Below are 22,011 nucleotides of genomic sequence, written 5' to 3' on the forward strand. Positions count from 1 at the left end.
CATCCGCGGGATCGGAAGGAGACGTACCGGCGCCAGCTGGGCCTCCGGAAGCCGAGCTACCGGCGGACGACGTCCCACCCGAAGTACCCACACCGCCCGAGGTACCCGCAGCAGCCGCGCCACCCGCACCAGCCGAACCGCCCGCACCACCAGACAGGGGGTTGGTGGGTGGGGTGGGGCGGGGGCGGCGCCACCAGCGGGGGCGGCGGGGTGGGGTGGTGGGGAGGGGAGGGGGGTCGGCCGCGGGGACGGCGGGGAGCTCTTCGGTGACCGCTTCGGACGCGGTCTTGGGGTCCTCGTCGCCGGCTGAAGTCACCCGGAGAGTCTAGGCAAGGAGTGCGGGCTCCGAGGCGTTTACCGGCGGCGGGATCGCGTTTACACTCGGTAACCTCCCAGCGAGCCTACGCATCGGGGAGGTCCCATGGTCGCCTTCCACATCGCCGGCCTGCCGGTCGAGGAGGTCCTGCTGGCCGCGATCGCGGCCGCCGGTCCGTTGATCGCACTGATCGGGTGGGAGATCTCGAGCCGGGTGAAGCGGCTCAGATCGGCTCTGCGGCGCCGGTCGGGGCAGGCTAGGCTCTGGGACCATGAGTGCGGTCGCGCGGAACAGGGTCAGGGAGTTGATGGGTGAGGTGATGACCGCGCAAGGCCGGTCGTTACCGGCCGACGACAGCGCCGATCTGCGCGAGATCGGCTTCCGGTCGCTGGACTTCTCCGAGCTGGCCCTCCGGGTGGAGGACGAGCTGGACGACGAGCTGAACTTCGATGCCCCCGGGCTGCGCCGGATCTCCACCGTCGGCGACGTACTGGACTTCATCGAGCACCTCCAGTCCGCGTGAGTACGCGGCGCCGGACCACCGCGCTGATCGGTGACGACAACACAGTCGTCGTCGCTGGTAAGCGGCTGACCTGGCGAACCCTGCACAAGCTCCCGCAGCTGCCGTCCCCGGCCGCGGTTCTCGTCGACAACGGCGCCGATGCGCTGGCGGCTCTCCGACACCACGCAGTCCACGGCACCGAGCTGCTGGTCGCGACCAGCTCCCGCGTCGACGAGCACATGCGGGAAGAGCTCGGCGAGTCCGGCTTCGCCGTCGTTCTGCCCGGTGGCGACGTCACTCCGGCCCGGCTGAAGCGTGTCGAGGAGTCAGGCCGCGCCTGGCTGCTCACCTCCGGTTCAACCGGCCGCCCGAAGCGCATCGGCCACACGCTGGAGACGCTGACCACAGTGACCGCCGACCAGCCGCCGCGCACCTGGCTGCTGCCCTACTCGCCCGGCACCTACGCCTGGTGGCAGGTGGTCACCCTCTCCATCACCCAGGCCGACCAGGGCCTGGTAGCGATCGAGCCCCACGAGCTGGACGACTGGCCGGCCATCGCCGCCGAGCACGGCGTCACAGCAGCCTCCGGTACGCCGACCTTCTGGCGCCAGGCCATCTACCGGGACGCCGACGCCCTCGCCTCCGTCCCGCTGGAGCAGCTCACGCTCGGCGGTGAGCCGGTCGACCAGCCGATCCTCGACCAGCTCCGCGAGCTGTTCCCGAAGGCCCGCATCTCCTGGATCTACGCCTCCTCCGAGGTCGGCGCCTCGATCGTCGTCCACGACGGCAAAGCCGGCTTCCCCCGCGCCTGGCTGGACCGCAAGCCCGATCCGGACCGTCCGATGCTTTCGGTGGACGGCGACGAGCTGGTGATCCGCTCGCCGCACCACGGCGCCGGCCAGGTCGGTGCGGTCCACACCGGCGACAGAATCGAGTACGACGGCGACCGTGTCCTCATCACCGGCCGCCTCGACACCGACGAGATCAACGTCGGCGGCTCGAAGGTGTCGGCCGGCGTCGTCCGCAACGTGCTGATGGGTCACCCTGGCGTGTCGTGGGCCCGCGTCTTCGCCCGCAAAGCCCCACTGGTCGGTCGGATGGTCGCGGCGGAGGTCGTCACGAACAACTCGCTCGGCCCGATCACGGACGCCGACCTGGTGCAGTGGTGCTCCAGCCGCCTGCCGGACTACGGCGTCCCACGCCGCATCAAGTTCCTGGACGCGATTCCGCAGAAGGAGACCCTGAAGAGCGATGTCTGAGCCCAGCGCCGTTCCGCCCGCTTCGGTCGTGCTGGTCTCGGGAGGCTCCCGCGGCCTCGGCCTGGCGATCGTCACCGACCTCCTCACCGCAGGTGTCAAAGTGGCCGCCTTCGCGCGCACAGTGACCCCAGAGCTCACCGAGCTGGCAGCGAAGTACCCAGACCAGCTGTACGCCGGTTCGGCCGACATCAACGATGCCAAAGCCACGCAGTCCTTCGTGAAAACCGTGGAGTCGACGCTCGGCCCGATCGACGGCCTGGTGAACAACGCTGCGATCGGTCAGGACTCGCTGCACGTCCACACCGCTCCGGAGCGACTCGAAGACATCATTCAGACCAATCTGACCGCGCCTCTGCTGCTGACGCGGTTCGTCCTCCGCCGCATGCTGGCCAAGGGTCTGAAGGGCCGAATCGTCAACGTCACCTCGATCTGCGCCCAGCGCGGCTTCCCCGGCCTCGTCGCGTACTCCGCGACCAAAGGCGGCATGGATGCGGCCACCCGCTCACTCGCACGTGAGCTGGGCGGCCGTGTCCTGGCCAACGCCGTAGCGCCCGGCTTCTTCGCGTCAGAGATGTCCGCAGTGCTCGGCCAGACCCAGCTGGACCAGATCGTCCGCAGGACGCCGACCGGTCACCTGACCGAGCCCGAGGACGTCGTCCCCGTCGTCCGCATGCTCCTGCTGGAGAACACGAACATCAACGGCCAGGTGCTCGTCATCGACGGCGCCGCCTCGATCTAGGCCGGCCTGATGTTCGCGTTCCGGCGGAACACGTTGTCCGGGTCGTACTTCGCCTTCAACTGCTGAAGCCGCTCGTACTTCGATCCGTACGTCGCTCTGATCCGCGCGTCCTCCGCCTCGGTCATCCCGTTCACGTAGCTGCCGATCCCAGACGTCGCCGGCTGCAGCGCCTCCCAGAACGACCGCACCCACCGCTGCTCCGCGTCGAACAGCTCTGGCACCGGCGCCTGCCCGACGATGAACACGGCGTACTGGTCAGTGCGGCTGCCGCCGAACGCGGTGGCGTCGTCGTCGACCGCTGAGTACGCGTGGTCGAGCCGGTAGAACAGCGTGGCCGACAACGGCGACTGCTTGCGCGGCACGTGTTCCGTGATCACCGCGATCGCCTCATCGGTCAGCTCCGGCAGGTAGGCGCCCTTCTCGTACGAGTGGTGCCCCCACCCGTTCGCGTCGTCCAGCGACTGCTGCAGCGCGGTGTACGGCATCGGCGTGCCGAACGCGAACGTCGGCGGCAGCTCTCCCCGAATGCGGTTGACCACCGCAGCCTGCTCTTCCGGCGTACCGAAGCCCACAATGACCAGACCGTAGCCAGGCGCGAAGTGCAGCTCCTCCGGCACGAACGGCGCCGGCGGCGCGTTCAGACAGGCCAGTACGACGTTGGTGTCAGCCGAAAGCGACGGATACAGCTCCCGGGCCAGCCGCAGTACGTCGGCGCCCTGGTCGAGCGTCCAGAACAGCAGGTCGTAGTTGACCATCGGCCCGGCCTCGTTCAGCCGGAACTCGAACTCCGTGACCACACCGAAGTTTCCGCCGCCGCCTCGTACGCCCCAGAACAGATCCGGGTTCTCGTCCTCGGCAGCGCGCAGGATGCTGCCGTCCGCCGTGACGATCTGCACCGACTCCAGATTGTCGATGCTGAGCCCGTACTTGCGTGTCAGCCACCCCATGCCGCCACCGAGGGTCAGCCCGCCGACTCCGGTGTGGCTGACCACTCCGGCCGGTACGGCGAGGCCGTGCGCCTGTGTGGCCGCATCCAGATCTCTCAGCAGCGCACCGCCGCCTACGCGTGCCCGCCGGGCCGCAACATCAACCGTCACGCTGTTCAGCGCGCTCAGGTCGATCATCAGTCCGTCGTCGACCGACGACGCTCCGGCGATGCTGTGCCCACCGCCGCGGACGGCGATCTCCAGCCCGTTCTCAACGCCGTACCGCACAGCAGACTGGACGTCTGCGGCGTTCTGCACCTGTGCGATCACCGCTGGTCGCCGATCGTGGTGCGCGTTCCACAGCCGCCGCGCGTCGTCGTACCCGTCCTGCCCGGGCGTCAGTACCGTCCCCGCCAAATCCAGCATGCTTCCTCCCCGATCCGTTGTCGCCAAGGTAGATCTGCGGGCCGGCCGGGGCGGAGTCCTTTCGGGCAGACCTTCGCGCTGAATCCGTGTCAGACTCTGCGCGTGAGCGACGACGAGATCCTGCGCCTGCTTCCGATGGCGGCCGCGATCGTTGCCCTCAACGACGACCGTGCCGATCAGCAGTTGGCCCTCTTGGGAGCGTACGACGAACGCGACCAGCTGCAAATGGATCGGGTCCTGCGTGGTTTCCTGACCGGTCTGCTGCGCACCACCTGGGAGCGCGGCTGGGCGCCGGCCGATGTCGCACAGCACAGCCGCCGCACTCTGGAGTCAGGTGTCGAGAAGCTGCTCCAGGCCGCGATCTCCGCCGAACACCAGGCCTACCGCGCCGAGGCGATCGACCCGCGCTGGCTCGACCAGCTGACCGATCTCGGTGTCGAGCAGCCGTTCCAGGAGCTCGATCTGACCGCCTGGGCCGCCGCGGAGCGCGTCGGGCGCTATCTGACGCTCCACCACACGCTGTCGCTGGCCGGCTTCCTGCAGACCCTGCCGCCGCTCGCCCAGCTCTTCCCGCGCCCCGGCGCCGCCGTACGCCGAACCGCCGGCGACCGCCCCGCCGTACCGGCGAACGCGAAGATGCTGGCCCGGATCCGCGCCCTGCTCGCGAAGGCGGAGGCGACCGGCTTCCCGGACGAAGCCGAGGCGCTGTCGGAGAAGGCGCAGGAGCTGATGGCCAAGTTCTCGCTCGATCAGGCGCTGGTCGACGCGGGGCCGGCGGTCGAGATCCCGGACGACTCGGCCGCGCGGCGGATCTGGCTGGACACGCCGTACGTCTCGGCCAAGGCCCAGCTGGTCGGCTCGGTCGCGTCGGCCAACCGCTGCCGGACCGTCATCATCGAGCAGCTGGACGTGGTCACGATCGTCGGCGACGAGCTGGATCTGCAGCTGACCGAGCTGCTCGCGACGTCCCTGCTGGTCCAGGCCAATCGCGCGATGATTGCTGCTGGCAAGCATTTTGGCCAGCGCGGCGAATCCCGGACGCGCTCGTTCCGGCAGTCCTTCCTGATGGCCTACGCGCAGCGCATCGGCGAGCGGTTGCAGGCCGCCGCGGACGAGACCAAGGCTGCCGTCTTCGCCGCCGACGCGGACCGGCTGCTCCCGGTGCTGAGCCGTCGTGAGGAGCAGGTGGAGGCCTTGTTCAGCAGGCTGTTCCCGAACACCACGACCCGGCGAACGCGGATCACCAACGGCGCCGGCTGGGCGGCCGGGCTGTCCGCGGCCGACCAGGCACAACTCCAGGCCCGCAGGCAGGTCCGCCGATGAAGGCGCACGCGACCTCGATCGAAGGCCTCCTGCGGATCGAGCTCGAGCTCCAGCCGAATGCGGACGGCTGGTTCGCGGAGAGCTTCCACCGCGACAAGCTGATCGCCGCGGGCGGCCCGGCGTACGACGTCGTCCAGCACAACGTGCTCGCCGTCGACCGGGCCGGCGTCCTGCGTGGGATCCACGCCGAGCCGTGGGACAAGTACCTCGCGCCGTCAGCCGGCCGGGTGTTCGCGGCGATCGTCGAGCTGCGCGCGAACGACCACTTCGGCCAGGTCGAGTACTTCGAGCTCGCGCCCGGCGACGCGCTCTACGTCCCGCGCGGCTGCGGAAACTCCTTCTGCACGCTCGAACCGCACACGGTCTACAACTTCCTCGTGAACGAGACCTGGTCACCCGAGCGGATCGCCGTCGACCCCTTCGACCCGGAGCTGGCCATCCGCTGGCCCTTTCCACCGGCGCAGCTCAGCTACACCGAGCGGGACGCCGCCAACCCATCGCTAGCCGCAGTCAGGGCGCAGCTGGCCTAAGCCCGCAGAGCAGCCTGTGGTGGTCGACTCACACTTCTAGGGGCAGCCGGTAGGTGATCCACCTGCTGTGGACGGTGAAACCGAGGCCTTCGTACAGGCCGAGCGCACCGGTCGGGTTGTCGGCGTCCACGCCGAGAGCGGCCCGCTGGTAGCCGGCCTGTGCGCCCTCGGCGAGCACAGTGCCCAGTACGAGCCGAGCCAGCCCGCGCCCGCGGTACTCGCGTCGCGTGCCCACCTGGCCGATGTACACCTCACGGATGCCGGTGGCCTCGGTATCGGCGACCCACTCGTATCCGAGCGCGTACGCCGCCACAGTGTCGCCGTCCAGCACCAGATACGAGACGCCGGACCGGAACGCCCGGGAGCCGGAGACCTCACTCTTCCAGGCGTCCGGCTCGCGTGGCGTCGAGCCCCAGTGGTCCAGGAAGGCCTCGTTGTGGGCGACCCGCAACGCCTCGTCGTACGCCGGTTCGAACTGCACCAGCCGGAGTCCCTCCGGGACTGCCGTTGTTGTGACCGGCTCCGCGAGAGGGCGTTTCATGTCGAAGAAGTAGCGGGACTCCTCGAAGCCGAGCCCGGTGAGCAGCTGGACGGCTCCGACGTTCGAGTCCTTGGCGCTCGCCCGCACCTCGCCCGGGGCCTCTGGGAACGTCGCCCGGTGCTGTGCGTCCGCTGCCTGGATGAGCCACTGCATCAACGCCGTGCCGATACCGCGCCGGCGCCACTCCGGGTGCACAGTGCCTTCGACGGCCACCCGGTCGATGTCCACGACGGACGTCGACGCATGGACCTTCGCGTAGCCGACCATGAGCTCGCCGACCCACAGACCGACGGTGTGCCGCTCGGCATCCAGACGGGGGTCGTCCAGCTCCTCGGTCAGGTCGTCCGCGTCGTAGGACTCGCCGTCCTGGTCCGCCTGCTCGCGGGCCGCGAGCAGGGCCGCCCACGCGTGGACGTCGTCCTTGCGGATCGGCCGGGCGACCAACGGGTCCGGCCAGGTCACTGTCGTCATGGCACGACTGTAGGAGAAGGCCCGGTGGGCGGCGACGGAATTACATCGCGTCCGGAGCCGCGATACCCAGCAGGCCAAGCCCGTCCTGCAACACCTGCCGAGTTGCCGCGCAGAGCGCGATCCGACTGGTCTTGGTCGGCCCCTCACTGGTCAGCACCGGACACTGCTCGTAGAACACCGACAGCGCGGCAGCCACGTCGTAGAGGTAGGTGCAGAGCCGGTGCGGCTGCAGAGTCTCCGAGACCTGGACGACGGTGTCCGCGAAACCGGTCAGGAGCAGCGCCAGCCGCTGTTCAGCTGGGTGGTCGAGCACTGTCACCGTGTCGGACGTCTCGCCGGCCTTCGCGAGTAGCCGCGTCAGCCGTGCGTGGGCGTACTGCAGATACGGCCCGGTGTTGCCAGTCATCGCGACCATCCGGTCCAGGTCGAACACGTAGTCGTTGCCGCGGTCGCTGGACAGGTCGGCGTACTTGACCGCACCGATGCCGACGGCCACGGCGGTGGCGGACCGGTCGATTCCGCTCCGGTCGGCGAGCAGTGCGTCCGCCCGGTCGACTGCCTCGTCGAGGAGCGTAGTCAGCTTCACCGTGCCGCCGGCTCTGGTTTTGAAGGGCTTTCCGCCCGGACCGAGCACAGTGCCGAAGCTGACGTGCTCCGCGCTGGTCGTCGGCGGTAGCCAGCCAGCGGCCCGCGCGAGCGTGAAGATCATCTCGAAGTGCAGCGTCTGCCGGTGGTCCACGACGTACACGATCCGGTCAGCGTGCAGCGGGCCCACCCGACGCCGGATCGCGGCGAGGTCGGTGGCGCTGTAGCCGAAGCCGCCGTCCGACTTCTGCACGATGACAGGGAGCGGCTGGCCGTCCCGACCGTGGAAGCCCGGCAGAAAGGCGCACAGCGCGCCGTCCGACTCGGTGAGCAGACCGGACTCCAGCAGCTCGGCGACGATCTTGGCCAGGTCGTCGTTGTAGGCGCTCTCGCCGACCACATCGGCCCGCTGCAGCCCAGAGTCGAGCCGCGCGTACACCTGCTCGAAGTCGGCCAGTGAGACCTCGACCATCCGTCGCCAGCTCGCCCGGGTGTCAGGATCGCCGGACTGCAGCTTCACCACCCGCAGCCGGGACAGGTCCGCGAATGCCGGATCGCTGTCGAAGTGCCGCCGACTCCGCTCGTAGAGCTCCTGAAGCCCTTGTAGATCAAGAGAATCCGCGTCCAGCTGCTCCTCGAGCAGCTGCTCGATCATCATCCCGTACTGCGTGCCCCAGTCGCCGACATGGTTCTGCCGGATGACCTGGTAGCCGACGTACGCCAGCACGTTGCAGAGCGCGTCGCCGATCACTGTTGAGCGCAGGTGGCCGACATGCATCTGCTTGGCCACGTTGGGCTGTGAGTAGTCCACCACGACTGTCTCGGCGCGCGGTGCGAACTGCGGCCGGGCGTTGACCGCAGCCGCCAGAGTGCTGGACCGCAAGGTCAGATTGACGAAACCAGGCCCTGCGATCGTCGGCGGCTCGCACAGGTCGTCGACGTCCAGCGCCTCGACCAGCTGGCTCGCAACGGCCCGCGGCGGCGTACCGAGTTGGTTTGCCAGCCGCAGCGCCAGGTTGGTTTGGAAGTGGCCGAACTCCGGCTTGGTCGCGGACCGCAGCTCAGGATCGAGCGACGTACCGAAAGCAGTGGCGGCGGCGTTGGACAGTCTGGTGGAAAGCACAGACACAACAGCGGACATGAGAAGTCCTTCAAGACGACGTGCGTGAACAGGGAAGCTGAGGTGTTCAGGCGGTACGTCGTCGTCGCATGTCAGCCATTATGCACGAAGTCGGCTCCAGTACGCCGACGGCGCCGGACTGCGCTCGGCCAACGGGGTGACCGGCGGTACGTCGTCGGCGTCGCCGAAGAGCCGTCGTACGACGCGCTCCGCGGCCCGGCCGTCGTCGTACTCGCAGAACTTCTCGCGGAACAGCTGTCGGTGTTTGGCGGCCTCCGGCGCCGCGAAGGCGCCACTGCGGAACGCAGCGGTCAGCTCGTCGCGGGAGTAGGCCACCAGACCCGGCGGCTGCTCGGACAGGTCGAAGTAGGTCGCCGGCCGGTCGCCCTCGAGTAGTAGCACGATCGGACGGTCCAGATTCGCGTAGTCGAAGATCAGCGCCGAGCAATCCGCCACCAGGACGTCCGCGGCGAGCATGAGCTCCTCTACGCGCGGCCCGGCGGACAGACCGATGACAGTCCCCTCCGGAACCTCCAGACCGTCCACTGTGGACAGGACGACGAGCTGACTGTCGTCAAAGCCCAGCGCGGACCGGGCTGCCCGGACCTCGTCGGCATCCGCGGTCAGCAGTCGGTCGTTCCGTGGCGAGCCGTACTCCAGCTGTTCGAAGTAGGAGGGGTAGATCCGCTCCCAGATCTCTGAGGAGTAGCGGTTGGCGGACAGGTTGAAGTCCCAGCGGTCGACCAGATGCAGGTCACGGACCGGTCCGACCCGCTCGAGCGGCGTACTGCGCTGGGTCTGCAGATAGAGCTGCCCTGGGTGCTTCTCCAAGGCAGCGGCCCAGCTGGTGTCGTTGACGAAGTACGTCGCCCGGCTGGCCAGCTTCTGGTACGCAGGTGACCCGGCGACGACGTACTCGACCCCCTCCGGGACAGCGCCGAGGTGGTCGGGTGCGATCACCCAGACGCCCCGCACCTGCGGGGCGAGCCTGGCGGCCTCTTCGTAGATGGCCCGCGGGCTCCCGGCGTACTGGGTGCAGCCGAGGGAGGCGTACGCGGCGAGGTTCGGGTCGAGTTTGTCGCGCCGGAGCAGCTTGCTGACGGTCTTGCGCGGACTCGGCAGCTGCAGCACCTTCGCGCTGAGCTTCAGCGTCGAGTACGTCGCGTAGTCGTCGTGGATGAGTTGCCAGCGCTTGAAGCCGCGACGAGATCGGTCTGTGGCGTAGCCCTCAGGTTTCCAGCGCTTGGCGAAGGCATGTGCCGCGTGGAAGAACTCCGCGCGGTCGTCCGGGTCGATCCGCTCCGGCTTGGCCAGAACGGCCAGAATGTGGTCCAGCGACCGGTCGAACGCGAACCGCCGCCAGCCGGCCAGCTCTGGATCGGACTGGATGAAGGCGTGCACCCGGTCGTACTGATCGAAGATGTCCCACTGTCGGCGTCCGCTGGTCGCGTGGATGTTCCGACCGGTCCGGTGCTGTCGGTAGTGCACCACCACGCGGTCCAGCGTCGCGATCCTCTCCGCGGTCAGCATGGTCGAGTACGTCCAGGGGGCGTCCTCGTAGAAACCCGCAGTGAAGGCGAAACCGTGCCGAACCAGGAAGTCCCGTCGGCAGGCCTTGTTCCAGACAACTTCGAGGAACGTGAGGAAGATCGGCCGCTCCGCCGCGGTGAACACCCCTGCGCCCTCGCGGGCGAACGCATCGTGCCGCTGGTTCCCGACCAGCCGACCGTCCCAGAAGATCCGCTCGTAGTCGAACAGCACGATGTCCGGCCGGTTCGTCGCGTCGATCCGCTCCGAGATCGCTGCGAGCGATCCGGGCAGGTAGAGGTCGTCGGCGTCCAGAAACAGCACGTACTCGCCGCGGGCCGCCTTCAGCCCGGCGTTCCGGGCCAAACCGGGCCCGACGTTCTCCTCCAGGTGCAGCACCCGCACTCTGGGGTCAGCCGCGGCGTACTCGTCCAGAATCCGCCCGGAGTCGTCCGGATCAGCACTGTCGACGCCCAGCACCTCGAAGTCGGTGAACGACTGACTCAGCACGGAGTCCAGACACGGCCGCAACCAGGCCCGCGCAGCACGACACGGAACCACAATGCTGAACCTAGGGACCGTACCGAGCGCCATACGACCTCATCCTAGGCTGCACCCATGACAACCGATGTGTTCGAGCCACTGGCCGCTCTGGAGGGGGTGGGCTCGTCGGCCCGCGCAGCCCGGGACGCCGTGGATGTGCTGCTCCGGGACCGCGGACTGCGCAAGGTCGGCTCGGACATGACGGCTGAGGCGCTGCTGCGCGGTGCGCACGCCTCTGCGGCGCTTGCGGGCAGTACGGCGACGCTGGACGACGTACGGCGGGACAGCGGTGCGGACGGGCTCGTGGCGGGGGCGGTCCGCGTCACCGGGGAGCTGATGCGACTCGCTCCGCAGGCGGATACGGCTCCGGTGCAGGTCTGGACCAGACTGCACCAGTTGGCTGGAGCGGACCTGGGGCCGGAGGCGACGCTCGGCCACCTGCGGACTGCTCGCGAGCCGCTGCCGGACGACATCCCCGGTCTGCCGCCGGCACCGAGTGCGGGAGAGATGTGGGAGCGGCTGAGCGCGCTGGCGCAGAATCTGTCCCGTCCGACGAAGGCGCCGGGGATCGTGGTCGCGGCGATCGTGCACGCCGAGCTGGCGATGCTCCGGCCCTTCCCGACGGCCAACGGCCTGGTCGCCCGGGCCGCCGAACGCGCCGTACTAGTTGCCCGAGGCATCGACCCGGTCGCGGTCACGGTGCCGGAGGTCGGTCACTGGGAGTTGTCGGCGACCTATGCGCCCGGGCTGGTCGACTACGCAGAGTCGGGGCTGGTCGGCGTCCGGGACTGGTTGCTGCGCTCCTGCGAAGTGGTTGCCCTCGGGGCCGAGCGCTCACCGCTGGCGCGCTGAAACCCCTTGTTCTCCTGACAGATGCGAACGGCGCTCTCACGGGGAGAGCGCCGTCGCTGGCACGCCATCCTGGTTACCATGCGTGCACCTGTCTGCCGTCACAGGACTGAGCCTGGATCGCGCTGCCCGGTTGGGATGGGCTGGTCGCCGCGTGGGTACCTGACTGCCGTGCAATCTCTACCGGATCCGAAGATCCTTTGTACTTCCTTTGTACTCCTGAAAACCCTTCCTGTGAAGGGGATGCGGCGTCTTCATGGAGTTGAAAAGAATGAAGCAAACTTCAGCTATGAGCTAGTCCGCCGATGATCTGGAACGCCGCCTTGATGCCAGCAGGAAAGCGCCGGCGGCGATTCCGGCGAGCAGGCCGGCGGCCACGGCGGGCCGGCGGACCTCCTGCAGGCGCGAGCGCTCGGTCAGCCCGACCGGCTGGCTGAAATCCAGAACCGGCCAGTCCCGGGACTGTGCCAGCCGGCGCAGCGCCTTGTCCGGGTTGACGGCGAACGGGTGCCCGACGGCCGCCAGCATCGGCTCGTCGGTGATCGAATCGGAGTAGGCGTAGCTGTTCGCGAGATCGTAGTTCTGGCTGACGGCCAGCTCGCGGATCGCGGTCGCCTTGTGCGGGCCGTAGGTGTACTCGGCGATCTCACCGGTGTACTTGCCATCGGCAACTACCATCCGGGTGGCGACGACCTTGTCGGCGCCGAGCATCGCGCCGATCGGCTCGACCACCTCGGCGCCCGACGTCGAGACGATCACCACGTCCCGGCCGGCCGCGTGGTGGGCGTCGATCAGCTCGACGGCCTCCTCGTGGATCATCGGCGTGACGACGTGGTGCAGCGTGTCGGCGACGATCGCCTTGACGGTCTCGACGTCCCAGCCGGTGCACATCGCCGACAGGTACTCGCGCATCCGCTCCATCTGGTCGTGATCGGCGCCGCCGAGCAGGTAGACGAACTGGGCGTACACGCTGCGTAACACGGCCCGGCGGTTGATCAGCCCGCCGGCGTAGAACGGGCGCGAGAACGCGAGTGTGCTGGAGCGCGCGATGATGGTCTTGTCGAGATCGAAGAAGGCGGCCGGCCGGGCCGGTCCTGGGGGCTGTGCGGCGGGCTCCATGGGACGAGCATAGGCACCGCGAAGAAACGCCGAGGGGCCCGGGCTTTTGTGTTGGCCACTCGGCGGTTAGACTGTTGAGCAGTGTGACAGTGACACTGGTTGCGAGCGGCGTTCGGCTAGCTGCAACACCCGAAAGACAGACACTCGGTTGCAACAGAACTGAGATGTGTGAAGCTCGGGCTCGGGGGGTACATACCTCCTGACAGTGGCAGACTGTCGCCTCCTGAACGGCCCCCGGCTCCTCCCCCCGAGCCCGTGGCCGAAGACGGCCCCCGGTCACCCCCCCGCCGGGGGCCGTCGCCTTTCCTCCATCAGGTCGCCGCTCGCGTTCCATCTGACGGTTCGCCGCGACCGCCGTCCGAGGTGGTTTTCCATCTGGAGTGGTCTTGGCCGGATCGTGTTTCACCGGGCGGAATCTGTACATTCTTCACTTTCCTGCCCGTGAGAGCGCGTTCACTTTATGCAGGGTCTTGACAATGTAGTTACGCAGCCACAGTTTGTAAATCATGAAACCGCCTGCGTACCGCCCCCAGGCAGCGGTCCTCTCCAGCCTGCTCGCTTTCGTCCTCGCCCTCACGGGCCTGACCCTGGTCCCCGCGACGGGGTATGCCGCCACCAACCTCGTCGTCAACGGCTCCTTCGAGACCGGGACGCTCTCCGGCTGGCAGTGCACAGCCGGCAGTGTCAGCGGAACCGCCCGCACCGGCTCCCACGCGTTGCAGTCGGCGCCCAGCGGTTCCGACATCGGTCGCTGCAGTCAGTCCATTCCGGTCCGGCCCGGTACGGCGTACACGCTGTCCGCCTGGGTGACCGGCTCGAACGTGTACCTCGGCGTCGACGGCGGTCCGTCGACCTGGACGACCAGCGGCTCGTGGAGTCAGCTGACTGTCCCGTTCACCAGCAGTGCGTCGGCCACGTCGGTCACCATTTATCTGCACGGTTGGTACGGCCTCCCGCCGTTCCAGGTGGACGACGTCGTCCTGGACGGCCCGGGTGGGACGCCGGACACGACGCCTCCGACCACGCCAGGTGGCCTCACTGTCGGTAGTCCTTCGTCGAGCTCGCTGCAGCTCAACTGGTCAGCCGCGACCGACGCGAACGGGATCGACCACTACGACGTCGTCCGCGGTTCGGATGCGCCGCAGAGCGTCGGCAACGTCACCAGCTGGACGGCGACCGGGCTGAGCCCGACCACGACGTACAGCTTCAAAGTGCGCGCATGTGACCCGAGCGGCAACTGCTCGCCGTACGGCGCCACTGTGTCCGGTACGACGACCACTGGGCCGACCAACCCAGGTGGGAGTCTGCCGAAGCACGTGCTGACCGGGTACTGGCAGAACTTCAACAACGGCGCCGCCGTCCAGAAGATCTCCGATGTCCCGGCGGCGTACGACCTGATCGCCGTCGCGTTCGCGGACGCCGACGCGGCCCGGCCGGGTGGTATCACCTTCACCCTCGACAGTGCCGGCCTGAACGGCTACACGGTCGCGCAGTTCAAGGCTGACATCGCTGCGAAGAAGGCGGCGGGGAAGCGGGTCATCCTGTCCGTCGGCGGTGAGCGCGGCACGATCTCGGTCGGCAGTGCGACCGCGGCGACGAACTTCGCCAACAGCGCGCTGACGGTGCTGCGCGAGTACGGGTTCGACGGGATCGACATCGACCTCGAGAACGGCGTCAACGCGCAGTACATGGGACAGGCGCTCCGGAGCCTGCACAGCCAGTTCGGCAGCGGGCTGATCATCACGATGGCGCCGCAGACGATCGACATGCAGAGCACGTCGTTCGAGTACTTCAAACTCGCTCTGGCGATCAAGGACATCCTGACGATCGTCAACGTCCAGTACTACAACTCCGGTGCGATGAACGGCTGCAACGGACAGGTGTACTCGCAGGGCTCGATCGACTTCATCACCGCGCAGGCCTGCATCATGCTGCAGAACGGCCTGCGTCCGGACCAGGTCGGTCTCGGTCTGCCTGCGTCGACCCGCGGCGCCGGCAGCGGCTACGTCTCGCCGACCATCGTGAACAACGCGCTGGACTGCCTGTCGCGGGGGACGAACTGCGGCAGCTTCAAGCCGACCACTACCTGGCCGGGACTGCGCGGTGCGATGACCTGGTCGACGAACTGGGATGCGACGAACGGCAACCAGTTCTCGAACACGGTCGGCCCACACGTCGACGCCATGCCCTGATGCACAACTACCGCCCCGCTCCGGTGCTGGAAGCGCTCGGTGTCTGCTCGGAGGACGAGCAGCTCTACCGGGCGCTTCTGGCCCGCCCGGAGTCCACGACAACCGACCTGTCCGTCGAGACCGGCTGGCCGGTCACCCGCGTCGGCAGGCACCTCCGGTCCCTGCTCGTCCTCGGCCTGGCCTCCCGGATGCCCGGGCGGCCGGCCCGGTACGTACCGGCCGTGCCGGAGGCTGCAGTCGAGCTGCTCGCGCTGCGCAAACAGGCGGCGATCGTCCAGGCCCGGCTCGGTGCCTCCGTGCTCACTGCGGAGTTCCGGGCGCGGCACGACGCGTTCGCGGTGATCCGGGGAGCTGAAGCCGTCGCGCAGCGCTTCCAGCAAGCGCAGCAGGCCGCCCAGACCGAAGTCCTGGTGCTGGACCGTCCGCCGTACGTCGTCGTCCCGCTGGAAGCTCGTCGGGCCCATGGCGTCACCTACCGGACGATCTTCGATATGGCCTCCTTGTCGGAGCCCAGCGACCTGGTTGCTGCCCGGGCCACCGGTTGCCGGATGCTGCGCGACGTCCCTCTCAAGATGCTCGTCGCAGACCGCCGTACTGCCCTCCTGCCGACCAGGCACGACGTCGTGGTCGAGCTGGGCCCGTCCACGCTCCTGGACGGCCTGCTCCGACTCTTCGACGTCCTCTGGCATCAGGCAACGCCACTCACACCGGTGCCTGTCGACGGCCCACTGACGCCGGAGGATCAACAGCTGCTCTCCCTAGCCGCGGCTGGTCTCACGGACCAAGCCATTGCCCGCCGCCTCGGCGTTGCCCAGCGGACGGTCGAACGCCGCATGCAACGCATCCTCAAGGCCCTCGACGCCACCACCCGCTTCCAGGCTGGACTCCGAGCCGGGCAACGAGGTCTGCTCGGGTAGCGGGCTCAGTCGGTCACATCGGCGACGGTCGCGTTGAGAGCCTTGTTGAGGCTTTCGGCGTCGACGGTGATGCCTATGCCGAAGTCGCCGCCTCCGATCGAGATGGTGCCGGTGATGCGCTCGTCGGCGATCACCGGCCAGGCCCGGGTGCTGCCCAGCGGAGTGATGGTGCCGCGGAGGTAGCCGGTGACAGCGAAGGCGGTGTCCTTGTCGGGCATCGACATGCGCTTGACGCCGAGGAGTGTGCGCAGTTTGGGCCAAGCGATCTCCCGGTCGCCCGGAACGAGGACGAAGCGGTAGTCGTCATCGGACAGGCGCACCACGATCGTCTTGATCAGCCGGGCCGGTTCGATACCCCGCGCGGCGGCCGCCTCCTCGAGGGAGTTCACCGGGCCGTGCTGAGTCACTTCGTAGTTCAGTCCGAGCTGGTCTGCCGCTTCCGTCGCCTTGGTCACCGGTCCAGTCTAGGAACCGCCCGGAGTAGCAAGGTCAACACCAGTGCGACGGTGAACAGCGCTCCCGCCTCCAGCGCGACACCCTGCCAGCCGCCGTGGCTCCACGCTGCGCCGGCGAGCCCGCCGAATACCGACGAGCCGAGGTAGAACGCGAACAGGTACATGCTGGACGCCTGTCCGGTACTCACGCCCGCCGCGTGTGCCCGGGCTGGCACCCACCCACTCGCTACGCCGTGTACCGCAAAGAAACCTGCAGTCATCACAGCCAGGCCCGCCACGATCAGCGGCAGCGGTGCGGCCAGAGTGATCGCGACGCCGGCCAGAGTGATCAGGCAGCCCACCGGTACGACGGCGCGTCGGCCGTGGCGGTCTGCCAGCGTGCCTGCTGTCGCGGACCCGACCGATCCGAGCAGGTAGACGCAGAAGACCAGTCCGGCCGCGCCTGCGCTCAGGTGGTACGGCCCGCCGGACAGCCGAAAGACTGCGCCGTTGTAGACGGCAACGAATCCACCGACAGCGGTAGCCGCAATGCCATACAGCGCTAGCAGTGCCGGATCCCGTAGTACTCGCATCTCCTTGGGTCGGGCAGAGCTCGCCCGGAAGTTGCGTGACGCCGGCAAGAGCCACCAAACCACTGCAGCGCACAGGACGCCGACGACCGCGATTCCGGCTGCTCCGACGCGCCATCCGCCGACGTCGGCCAGGCTGCCTGCGATCAGCCGACCGGACATGCCGCCGACCGCGGTACCGGCGATGTACAAGCCACTTGCTCGTGCGTGACTGCTCGCGTGCACCTCTTCGCGGAGGTAGGCCATTGCCACTGCAGGCAGTCCAGCCATCGCAATGCCCTGCAGACCGCGCAGCGCGAGGAGGGTGTGCCAGGTGGGTGCGAAAGCGGTCAGGAGCGCGAAGAACGACGTCGCTGCTACGGACCAGCGCATCAACGCAGTACGGCCGATTCGCTCCGACCATGGGCCGGCGACCAGTAGCGCGAGACCGAGGCCGAAGGTTGCGAACGAGACGCTGAACGCACTCTGGCCAGGGGAGACGTGGAAAGCGTCGGTGAGCTCGGGGAGTAGCGGCTGGGTGCTGTAGAGCAGCGCGAACGTCGCCAGGCCGGCCGCGAACAGAGCGACCGACAATCGCCGGTACGCGCGTTCGCCCGGCCGGTAGCCGGTGCTGACCGCGACGGACTGGGACATGACTTCGACGGTGCCACGATCTTTGCGATACGTAAAATGTCGATCTCGACGGAGATTGATACGATTTCCATATGCATGTCGAGGATCTGCGTTGGTTCGCCGTCCTGGCGGAGACCGAGCATCTGACAGCGGCGGCCACCGCGCTCGGCACGAGCCAGCCGAACCTGTCCCGTTCGCTCCGCCGGGTCGAGGACGGTTTCGGCGTACCGCTGTTCGAGCGTGAGCACCGCGGTCTACGGCTCAACCCGTACGGACGCATCGTCCTCGACGCAGCCCGGGCGGGGGCGGCCGCCGTGGACGCGGCTCAGCAGCGGATTGATGCGCTGCTGGACCCGCAGTCCGGGACAGTGCGGCTCGCCTTCCTGCATTCGGTCGCTTCGAGCCTGCTGCCCGATCTGCTCAAGGCCTACCGCGTTCCGGGGCCGAACGCCGAGTTCGCACTGCGGCAAGGAGCTGGGCACGACATCATCCATGACCTGGAGAGCGGCGACGCGGAGATCGGCATCATCTCGCCGCGGCCGGATCCGGAGCGGTTCGGCTGGCACCTCCTGGAGCAGCAACGGTTGGCGCTGCATGTCCCACCAGGTCACCCGCTGGCGTCGCGGCGCCGGGTTGAGCTGGCTGCGGCCGCAGAAGAGCCTTTCGTCGGGCTCCAATCAGGCTTCGGTTTCCGCCGCATCAGCGATGAGCTGTGTCGCGCAGCGGGCTTCACGCCCCGGCTGGCCTTCGAGGCCACCGACCTGACCACCATCGACAGTCTGGTTGGTGCTGGGCTCGGTGTGGCGGTTCTGCCATCGAGTGCGGTGCGTGGTGGTGACAGCGGCGCAGTCGCGGTACCACTGGCCGGCGTACAGGCTCGGCGGGAGATCGGAATGATCTGGCGGCTGCAGGCGTCGCTGACACCGGCGGCGGAGCGGTTTCGGACGTTCGTCCGGTCTCGGCCGGTCACCTCGACCTGAGTACGGCGGGTGCCCCTGACGAGCACCCGCCGTACCGATCAGGTGGTGATTAGAACCCTGCAGTGATCCGGGTGAACTCCCAGTCGGGCTGGGCGATTCCGCTGCAGTTGGAGACCACACCGCCGCCGGCGCAACCGCGGTCGCGGTTCACCGACCAGAACGCCAGCCGGGACAGGCCGTTCGTCTTGGCCCAGTTGGTGATGTTCTGCCAGGTGGCCGTGGTGGTCATCTCCTGCTGGTCGGACAGACCGTTCATCCCGGAGATTCCCTGGTGCGCGTAGGCCTGGGCCGTCGTCCACCCGAAGACGGACTTGAGCTTGTTGTTCAGGCCCACCGACGCGTTGACGGTGTCGTTGTAGATGTTCGAGCTGCCGAAGTCGAACGGCATCAGCGTGAAGACGTCGATATTCGCGTTCAACGCCGCCGCCCGCTCGATCAGCCGGTTGCCGTAGTAGTTCGGGCCGGTCGTCGAGGTGCCGAAGGTGAGGATCGTCTGGATCCCCGGGTTGTTCTGCTTGACGATCTTCAGCGCGTTCAGGATCCGGTCCTGCACGACCTCGTTCTCGAACTCGTCGGAGTTCTCGATGTCGACGTCGATCGCCTTCAGGCCGTAGGCGTCGATGACCTTCTGGTACGCGCCGGCCAGCGCCTCCGGCGTGCTGCAGTTCGGACCGAGCTTGTTACCGCTCCAGCCGCCGATCGACGGCACGATGTCGCCGCCGGCCGCACGGATCTGTGCGATCGCAGTGGCGTCCGCACTGCCCTGCAGCGGGCGAGCGCCGTCCCAGGCCGGGTTGCAGCCGCCGGACGACAGGATGAACGCCATCGTGAACCACTTGATCCCGGTCGCGTTCATGACGGTCTGCGGGTTCGGCGGGTCACCCCAGCCCATGTAGAGGTACGGCGCGGCCCGCCGCGACCCCACTGGGTCGGTACCGGTCTTGGTCGTCACCGACACCGAGCTGCTCTTCGGACCCTCGCCGGCGCTGTTCGAAGCGCTGACCTGGTAGCTGTAGCTGGTGTTCGCGGTCAGACCCGAGTCGGTGTACGACGTCCCGGTGGACGTGCCGACCTTGGAGCCGTTGCGGAAGACGTTGTAGCTGGACGCTCCGCTTGCTGCCGTCCACGACAGGCTCACGGTTGAGGCGGTCGACGTACCGGACAGTCCGGTCGGTGCACCGGGCAGCGTGACCGGTCCGCCGCTGCAGGAGCCGCCGTTGACCCGGCACGCGCTGATCCCGGCGAAGTTGCCCGGGGTGCCGTTGAAGCCGAAGGTGACGCTGGCGCCAGGCGCGAGCGGTCCGGCCCAGGTAGGCGGCGTGAACGTGTGCGTCTGGCCGCTGCTGCTGCGGACGGCGTCCCACGAGCTCGAGATCGAGTAGCCCGACGGGAAGTCGAGTGCGACCGACCAGGTGCTGACTGCGCTCGTGGTGTCGTTCTTGACGGTGACCTTGCCCTCGAATCCGCTACCCCAGTCGGACACCTTGAGGAAGGTCGCTGTCACACCGGCCGCGTTGGCGACCGGGGCGACGAGAAGTGCGAGTACTACTGCGGTGACGGCGGTGAGCGCCATCGACATGCGTTTCATGTTGCTCCGATCAGTGGGCGGTACGTGATCAGACCCGGCCCCAGAGTGCGGGGACGTTCGGGGGCTCCCAACCGGTCAGAGTGGTGTGACCCTGAATGCACTTGTAGGTAAGGCCGTTGTAGCTCACCAGTGCGCCGGTTGCGTAAGCCGTGTTGGGCGCCCACGGGGTAGCCGTCGGGGGCGTGGGAGTCGGAGTCGGGGTGGGCGTAGGCGTCGGCGTCGGAGTGGGCGTCGGCGTCGGTGTGGGGGTCGGAGTGGGCGTCGGGGTCGGCGTCGGGCCGTCGCAACCAGGCGTTGACGCGTTGACCGCGTTGACGACGTGGTTGAACAGAGTGACGCCCGGGTCCAGGGCCTCCATCGAATACATCATTGCGCCGGCCAGACCCTTGCAGTGCGCGTAGTCGGCCTTCGCCTTGATGGACTGCTGGTTGTCACCGGTCCAGAAGGTGCCGTTCTGGTAGAACCACGAGGACTTGGTGGTGTCGTCCCAGAACGTCGCGGACGGGTTGTCGACGAAGCCGGTCAGCTCCTTGTAGAAGGAGACGCCGGGGACGTTGCCGCTGAGTGCGTGCCCGTCGGCCGGTCCGGTCGCGGTCTGGTACTTCCCGTTGGCTGTGCTGGGCACGCCCTTCCAGCCGCGGTAGTAGAACGGGTAGCCGATGGTCAGCTTGTTCGCCGGGAACCCACCGGGGATGCCGTACGCCGGGTCGCCCTCCGTCCAGGCCTTGATCGCACCGTCGACGGAGTACTTCGCCTGTCCCGGCGGGATCGGCGTACTCGGGTCGTTCGGCGCCTGGTAGAGCGGGTCCTGGAAGTTGGTCGGCCCGGTGGCGTCCCAGCCGCCGTGCATGTCGTACGTCATCACGTTGTTGTAGTCGAGGTACTGCCCGATCTGGTCGGTCTCGATCGTGGCGATCTTGTCCTGACCGGCCGGGGTGGCGGCGGTCAGCCAGTAGCGCTTGCCGGTCTGGCTGCCGTACGCGTTGAGCTGCGCCCGGAACTCGGCCAGCAGCAGGGTGAAGTTCCGCTTGTCGGCCGCGCTGTAGTGGTTGCCCACGTGGCCGTTCGGCGAACCCGGGTACTCCCAGTCGAGGTCGATGCCGTCGAAGATCCCGGCCGCGCTGCCCGCGCCGCCGAACCCGTCGATGACCGGCAGGTTGCCCTTCAGGAACATGTCCACACAGGACGAAACGAAGGTCTTCCGCTTGGCGTCGGTGGAGGCCGCGTCGGAGAAGTACTTCGAGTACGTCCAGCCGCCGATCGAGATCAGGATCTTCAGGTTCGGCGCCTGCGCCTTCAGCTTCTTGAGCTGGTTGAAGTTGCCCTGGATCGGCTGGTTCCACACGTCACCGACGCCGTCGACGCTGATGTCCGCGCCGTACGACTTGCCGTAGTCCGCGAACGCGTCGCCCGCGCCGTCGCCGGCGTTCGGGTCGTTCTCGTTCTGCGACGCGGCCTTGTTGGCCATGAAACAGGTGTGGCTGGTCGGGTGGATGTTGGCGAACGCGTAGTTCAGGAAGTCGAGCTTCCCGGCGGCGCCGGTGGTGAGCAGGTTCTTCGGGTAGAAGCCGTTGGCGTAGATCCCCCATTGGGTGAAGTACGCCGTCTTGATGCCGCCGCTCGCGGCGGCCGGGGCGGCCGCTGCCGCGGGTTTGGGGCTCGCGGCGGTCGGCAGCTCGGCACTGGCGAGCGAGACGCCGGCGGCGGTGACGAGCGCGGTCGCCGCGACGGCTGCCGTGGCGGTGAGCAAGCGCAATCGACTACTCATGGGCGGGTCCTCCGGAACTGGGCGGGGAGCGAAAAGCGGTCCGGTGAAAATTAGTTAAAGACGCTTCGAAAGGAACGGTAACTGTTTCCGCCGACTTGGTCGCGGGCTCGTCGTGGCGGATTCCCGCTGCTGACGGAAAACCGACAACGCCGTT

Annotated in this window: 19 protein-coding genes; 10 read left to right on the forward strand and 9 right to left on the reverse strand. The window is 68.0% G+C overall.

The window, feature by feature from the left end:
* Window positions 1-421: 421 nt before the first annotated feature.
* The 4 genes from ACZ6ZD_RS10935 to ACZ6ZD_RS10950 are packed head-to-tail and all read left to right on the forward strand — an operon-like array spanning window position 422 to window position 2,816.
* Window positions 422-631 (forward strand): hypothetical protein, encoded by a 210-nt coding sequence (locus tag ACZ6ZD_RS10935; protein WP_465670632.1) that lies wholly within the window; start codon window positions 422-424, stop codon window positions 629-631.
* A complete protein-coding gene (locus tag ACZ6ZD_RS10940) occupies window positions 624-839 on the forward strand; it encodes an acyl carrier protein (RefSeq protein ID WP_465670634.1) in 216 nt (71 codons plus the stop codon). The genes ACZ6ZD_RS10935 and ACZ6ZD_RS10940 overlap by 8 nt, the downstream gene beginning before the upstream one ends.
* A complete protein-coding gene (locus tag ACZ6ZD_RS10945; RefSeq protein ID WP_465670636.1) occupies window positions 836-2,077 on the forward strand; it encodes an AMP-binding protein in 1,242 nt (413 codons plus the stop codon). The genes ACZ6ZD_RS10940 and ACZ6ZD_RS10945 overlap by 4 nt, the downstream gene beginning before the upstream one ends.
* Window positions 2,070-2,816 carry an SDR family NAD(P)-dependent oxidoreductase gene (locus tag ACZ6ZD_RS10950; protein WP_465670638.1) on the forward strand — a complete coding sequence of 249 codons (747 nt, stop codon included), beginning with the start codon at window positions 2,070-2,072 and terminating at the stop codon, window positions 2,814-2,816. Before ACZ6ZD_RS10945 ends, ACZ6ZD_RS10950 begins: the two co-directional genes overlap by 8 nt.
* On the opposite strand, the gene ACZ6ZD_RS10955 is transcribed toward ACZ6ZD_RS10950, so the two are convergent.
* Window positions 2,813-4,168, reverse strand: a complete 1,356-nt coding sequence (locus tag ACZ6ZD_RS10955) for an FAD-binding oxidoreductase (protein WP_465670640.1) — start codon at window positions 4,166-4,168, stop codon at window positions 2,813-2,815. The two genes, ACZ6ZD_RS10950 and ACZ6ZD_RS10955, sit on opposite strands and share 4 nt — an antisense overlap.
* 102 nt (window positions 4,169-4,270) lie before the next feature.
* Here ACZ6ZD_RS10955 and ACZ6ZD_RS10960 point away from each other — a divergent pair, with 102 nt between their 5' ends.
* On the forward strand, window positions 4,271-5,491 hold the full coding sequence (locus ACZ6ZD_RS10960; RefSeq protein ID WP_465670642.1) for a DUF2786 domain-containing protein: 1,221 nt from the start codon (window positions 4,271-4,273) through the stop codon (window positions 5,489-5,491).
* The gene (locus ACZ6ZD_RS10965; RefSeq protein ID WP_465670644.1) at window positions 5,488-6,021 is read left to right on the forward strand and encodes a dTDP-4-dehydrorhamnose 3,5-epimerase family protein; all 534 of its coding nucleotides are present in this window, start codon (window positions 5,488-5,490) and stop codon (window positions 6,019-6,021) included. Before ACZ6ZD_RS10960 ends, ACZ6ZD_RS10965 begins: the two co-directional genes overlap by 4 nt.
* Window positions 6,022-6,049: 28 nt before the next feature.
* Here ACZ6ZD_RS10965 and ACZ6ZD_RS10970 read toward each other — a convergent pair whose 3' ends face one another.
* From ACZ6ZD_RS10970 to ACZ6ZD_RS10980, 3 genes are all read right to left on the reverse strand, one after another.
* On the reverse strand, window positions 6,050-7,033 hold the full coding sequence (locus ACZ6ZD_RS10970; RefSeq protein WP_465670646.1) for a GNAT family N-acetyltransferase: 984 nt from the start codon (window positions 7,031-7,033) through the stop codon (window positions 6,050-6,052).
* Between the two features lie 40 nt (window positions 7,034-7,073).
* The gene (argS, locus tag ACZ6ZD_RS10975; protein ID WP_465670648.1) at window positions 7,074-8,759 is read right to left on the reverse strand and encodes an arginine--tRNA ligase; all 1,686 of its coding nucleotides are present in this window, start codon (window positions 8,757-8,759) and stop codon (window positions 7,074-7,076) included.
* 78 nt (window positions 8,760-8,837) lie between these two features.
* Complete coding sequence (locus ACZ6ZD_RS10980; protein WP_465670650.1) at window positions 8,838-10,859, reverse strand: bifunctional glycosyltransferase/CDP-glycerol:glycerophosphate glycerophosphotransferase; 2,022 nt, start codon at window positions 10,857-10,859, stop codon at window positions 8,838-8,840.
* A 24-nt stretch (window positions 10,860-10,883) separates the two neighbouring features.
* Between ACZ6ZD_RS10980 and ACZ6ZD_RS10985 the strand changes: the two genes are divergently transcribed.
* On the forward strand, window positions 10,884-11,660 hold the full coding sequence (locus tag ACZ6ZD_RS10985; protein ID WP_465670652.1) for a Fic family protein: 777 nt from the start codon (window positions 10,884-10,886) through the stop codon (window positions 11,658-11,660).
* Between the two features lie 291 nt (window positions 11,661-11,951).
* Here the strand turns inward: ACZ6ZD_RS10985 and ACZ6ZD_RS10990 are convergent, their stop codons facing one another.
* Window positions 11,952-12,776: an HAD family hydrolase gene (locus ACZ6ZD_RS10990; RefSeq protein WP_465670654.1), complete on the reverse strand. Its 825-nt coding sequence runs from the start codon at window positions 12,774-12,776 to the stop codon at window positions 11,952-11,954.
* A 506-nt stretch (window positions 12,777-13,282) separates the two neighbouring features.
* Here ACZ6ZD_RS10990 and ACZ6ZD_RS10995 point away from each other — a divergent pair.
* The gene (locus ACZ6ZD_RS10995; RefSeq protein WP_465670655.1) at window positions 13,283-14,968 is read left to right on the forward strand and encodes a chitinase; all 1,686 of its coding nucleotides are present in this window, start codon (window positions 13,283-13,285) and stop codon (window positions 14,966-14,968) included.
* Window positions 14,968-15,885, forward strand: coding sequence for a helix-turn-helix domain-containing protein (locus tag ACZ6ZD_RS11000; RefSeq protein ID WP_465670656.1), 918 nt, complete (start codon window positions 14,968-14,970; stop codon window positions 15,883-15,885). Before ACZ6ZD_RS10995 ends, ACZ6ZD_RS11000 begins: the two co-directional genes overlap by 1 nt.
* A gap of 5 nt (window positions 15,886-15,890) precedes the next feature.
* Here the strand turns inward: ACZ6ZD_RS11000 and ACZ6ZD_RS11005 are convergent, their stop codons facing one another.
* Window positions 15,891-16,340 (reverse strand): aminoacyl-tRNA deacylase, encoded by a 450-nt coding sequence (locus tag ACZ6ZD_RS11005; RefSeq protein WP_465670658.1) that lies wholly within the window; start codon window positions 16,338-16,340, stop codon window positions 15,891-15,893.
* Window positions 16,337-17,542: an MFS transporter gene (locus ACZ6ZD_RS11010; protein ID WP_465670660.1), complete on the reverse strand. Its 1,206-nt coding sequence runs from the start codon at window positions 17,540-17,542 to the stop codon at window positions 16,337-16,339. Before ACZ6ZD_RS11010 ends, ACZ6ZD_RS11005 begins: the two co-directional genes overlap by 4 nt.
* A 71-nt stretch (window positions 17,543-17,613) precedes the next feature.
* Between ACZ6ZD_RS11010 and ACZ6ZD_RS11015 the strand changes: the two genes are divergently transcribed.
* Complete coding sequence (locus ACZ6ZD_RS11015) at window positions 17,614-18,501, forward strand: LysR family transcriptional regulator (RefSeq protein ID WP_465670662.1); 888 nt, start codon at window positions 17,614-17,616, stop codon at window positions 18,499-18,501.
* Window positions 18,502-18,550: 49 nt separating this feature from the next.
* On the opposite strand, the gene ACZ6ZD_RS11020 is transcribed toward ACZ6ZD_RS11015, so the two are convergent.
* On the reverse strand, window positions 18,551-20,089 hold the full coding sequence (locus ACZ6ZD_RS11020; protein WP_465670664.1) for a cellulose binding domain-containing protein: 1,539 nt from the start codon (window positions 20,087-20,089) through the stop codon (window positions 18,551-18,553).
* Between the two features lie 28 nt (window positions 20,090-20,117).
* On the reverse strand, window positions 20,118-21,857 hold the full coding sequence (locus tag ACZ6ZD_RS11025; RefSeq protein ID WP_465670666.1) for a glycosyl hydrolase family 18 protein: 1,740 nt from the start codon (window positions 21,855-21,857) through the stop codon (window positions 20,118-20,120).
* Between the last annotated feature and the right edge of the window lie 154 nt (window positions 21,858-22,011).

This window comes from Kribbella sp. NPDC104218, from assembly GCF_055584105.1.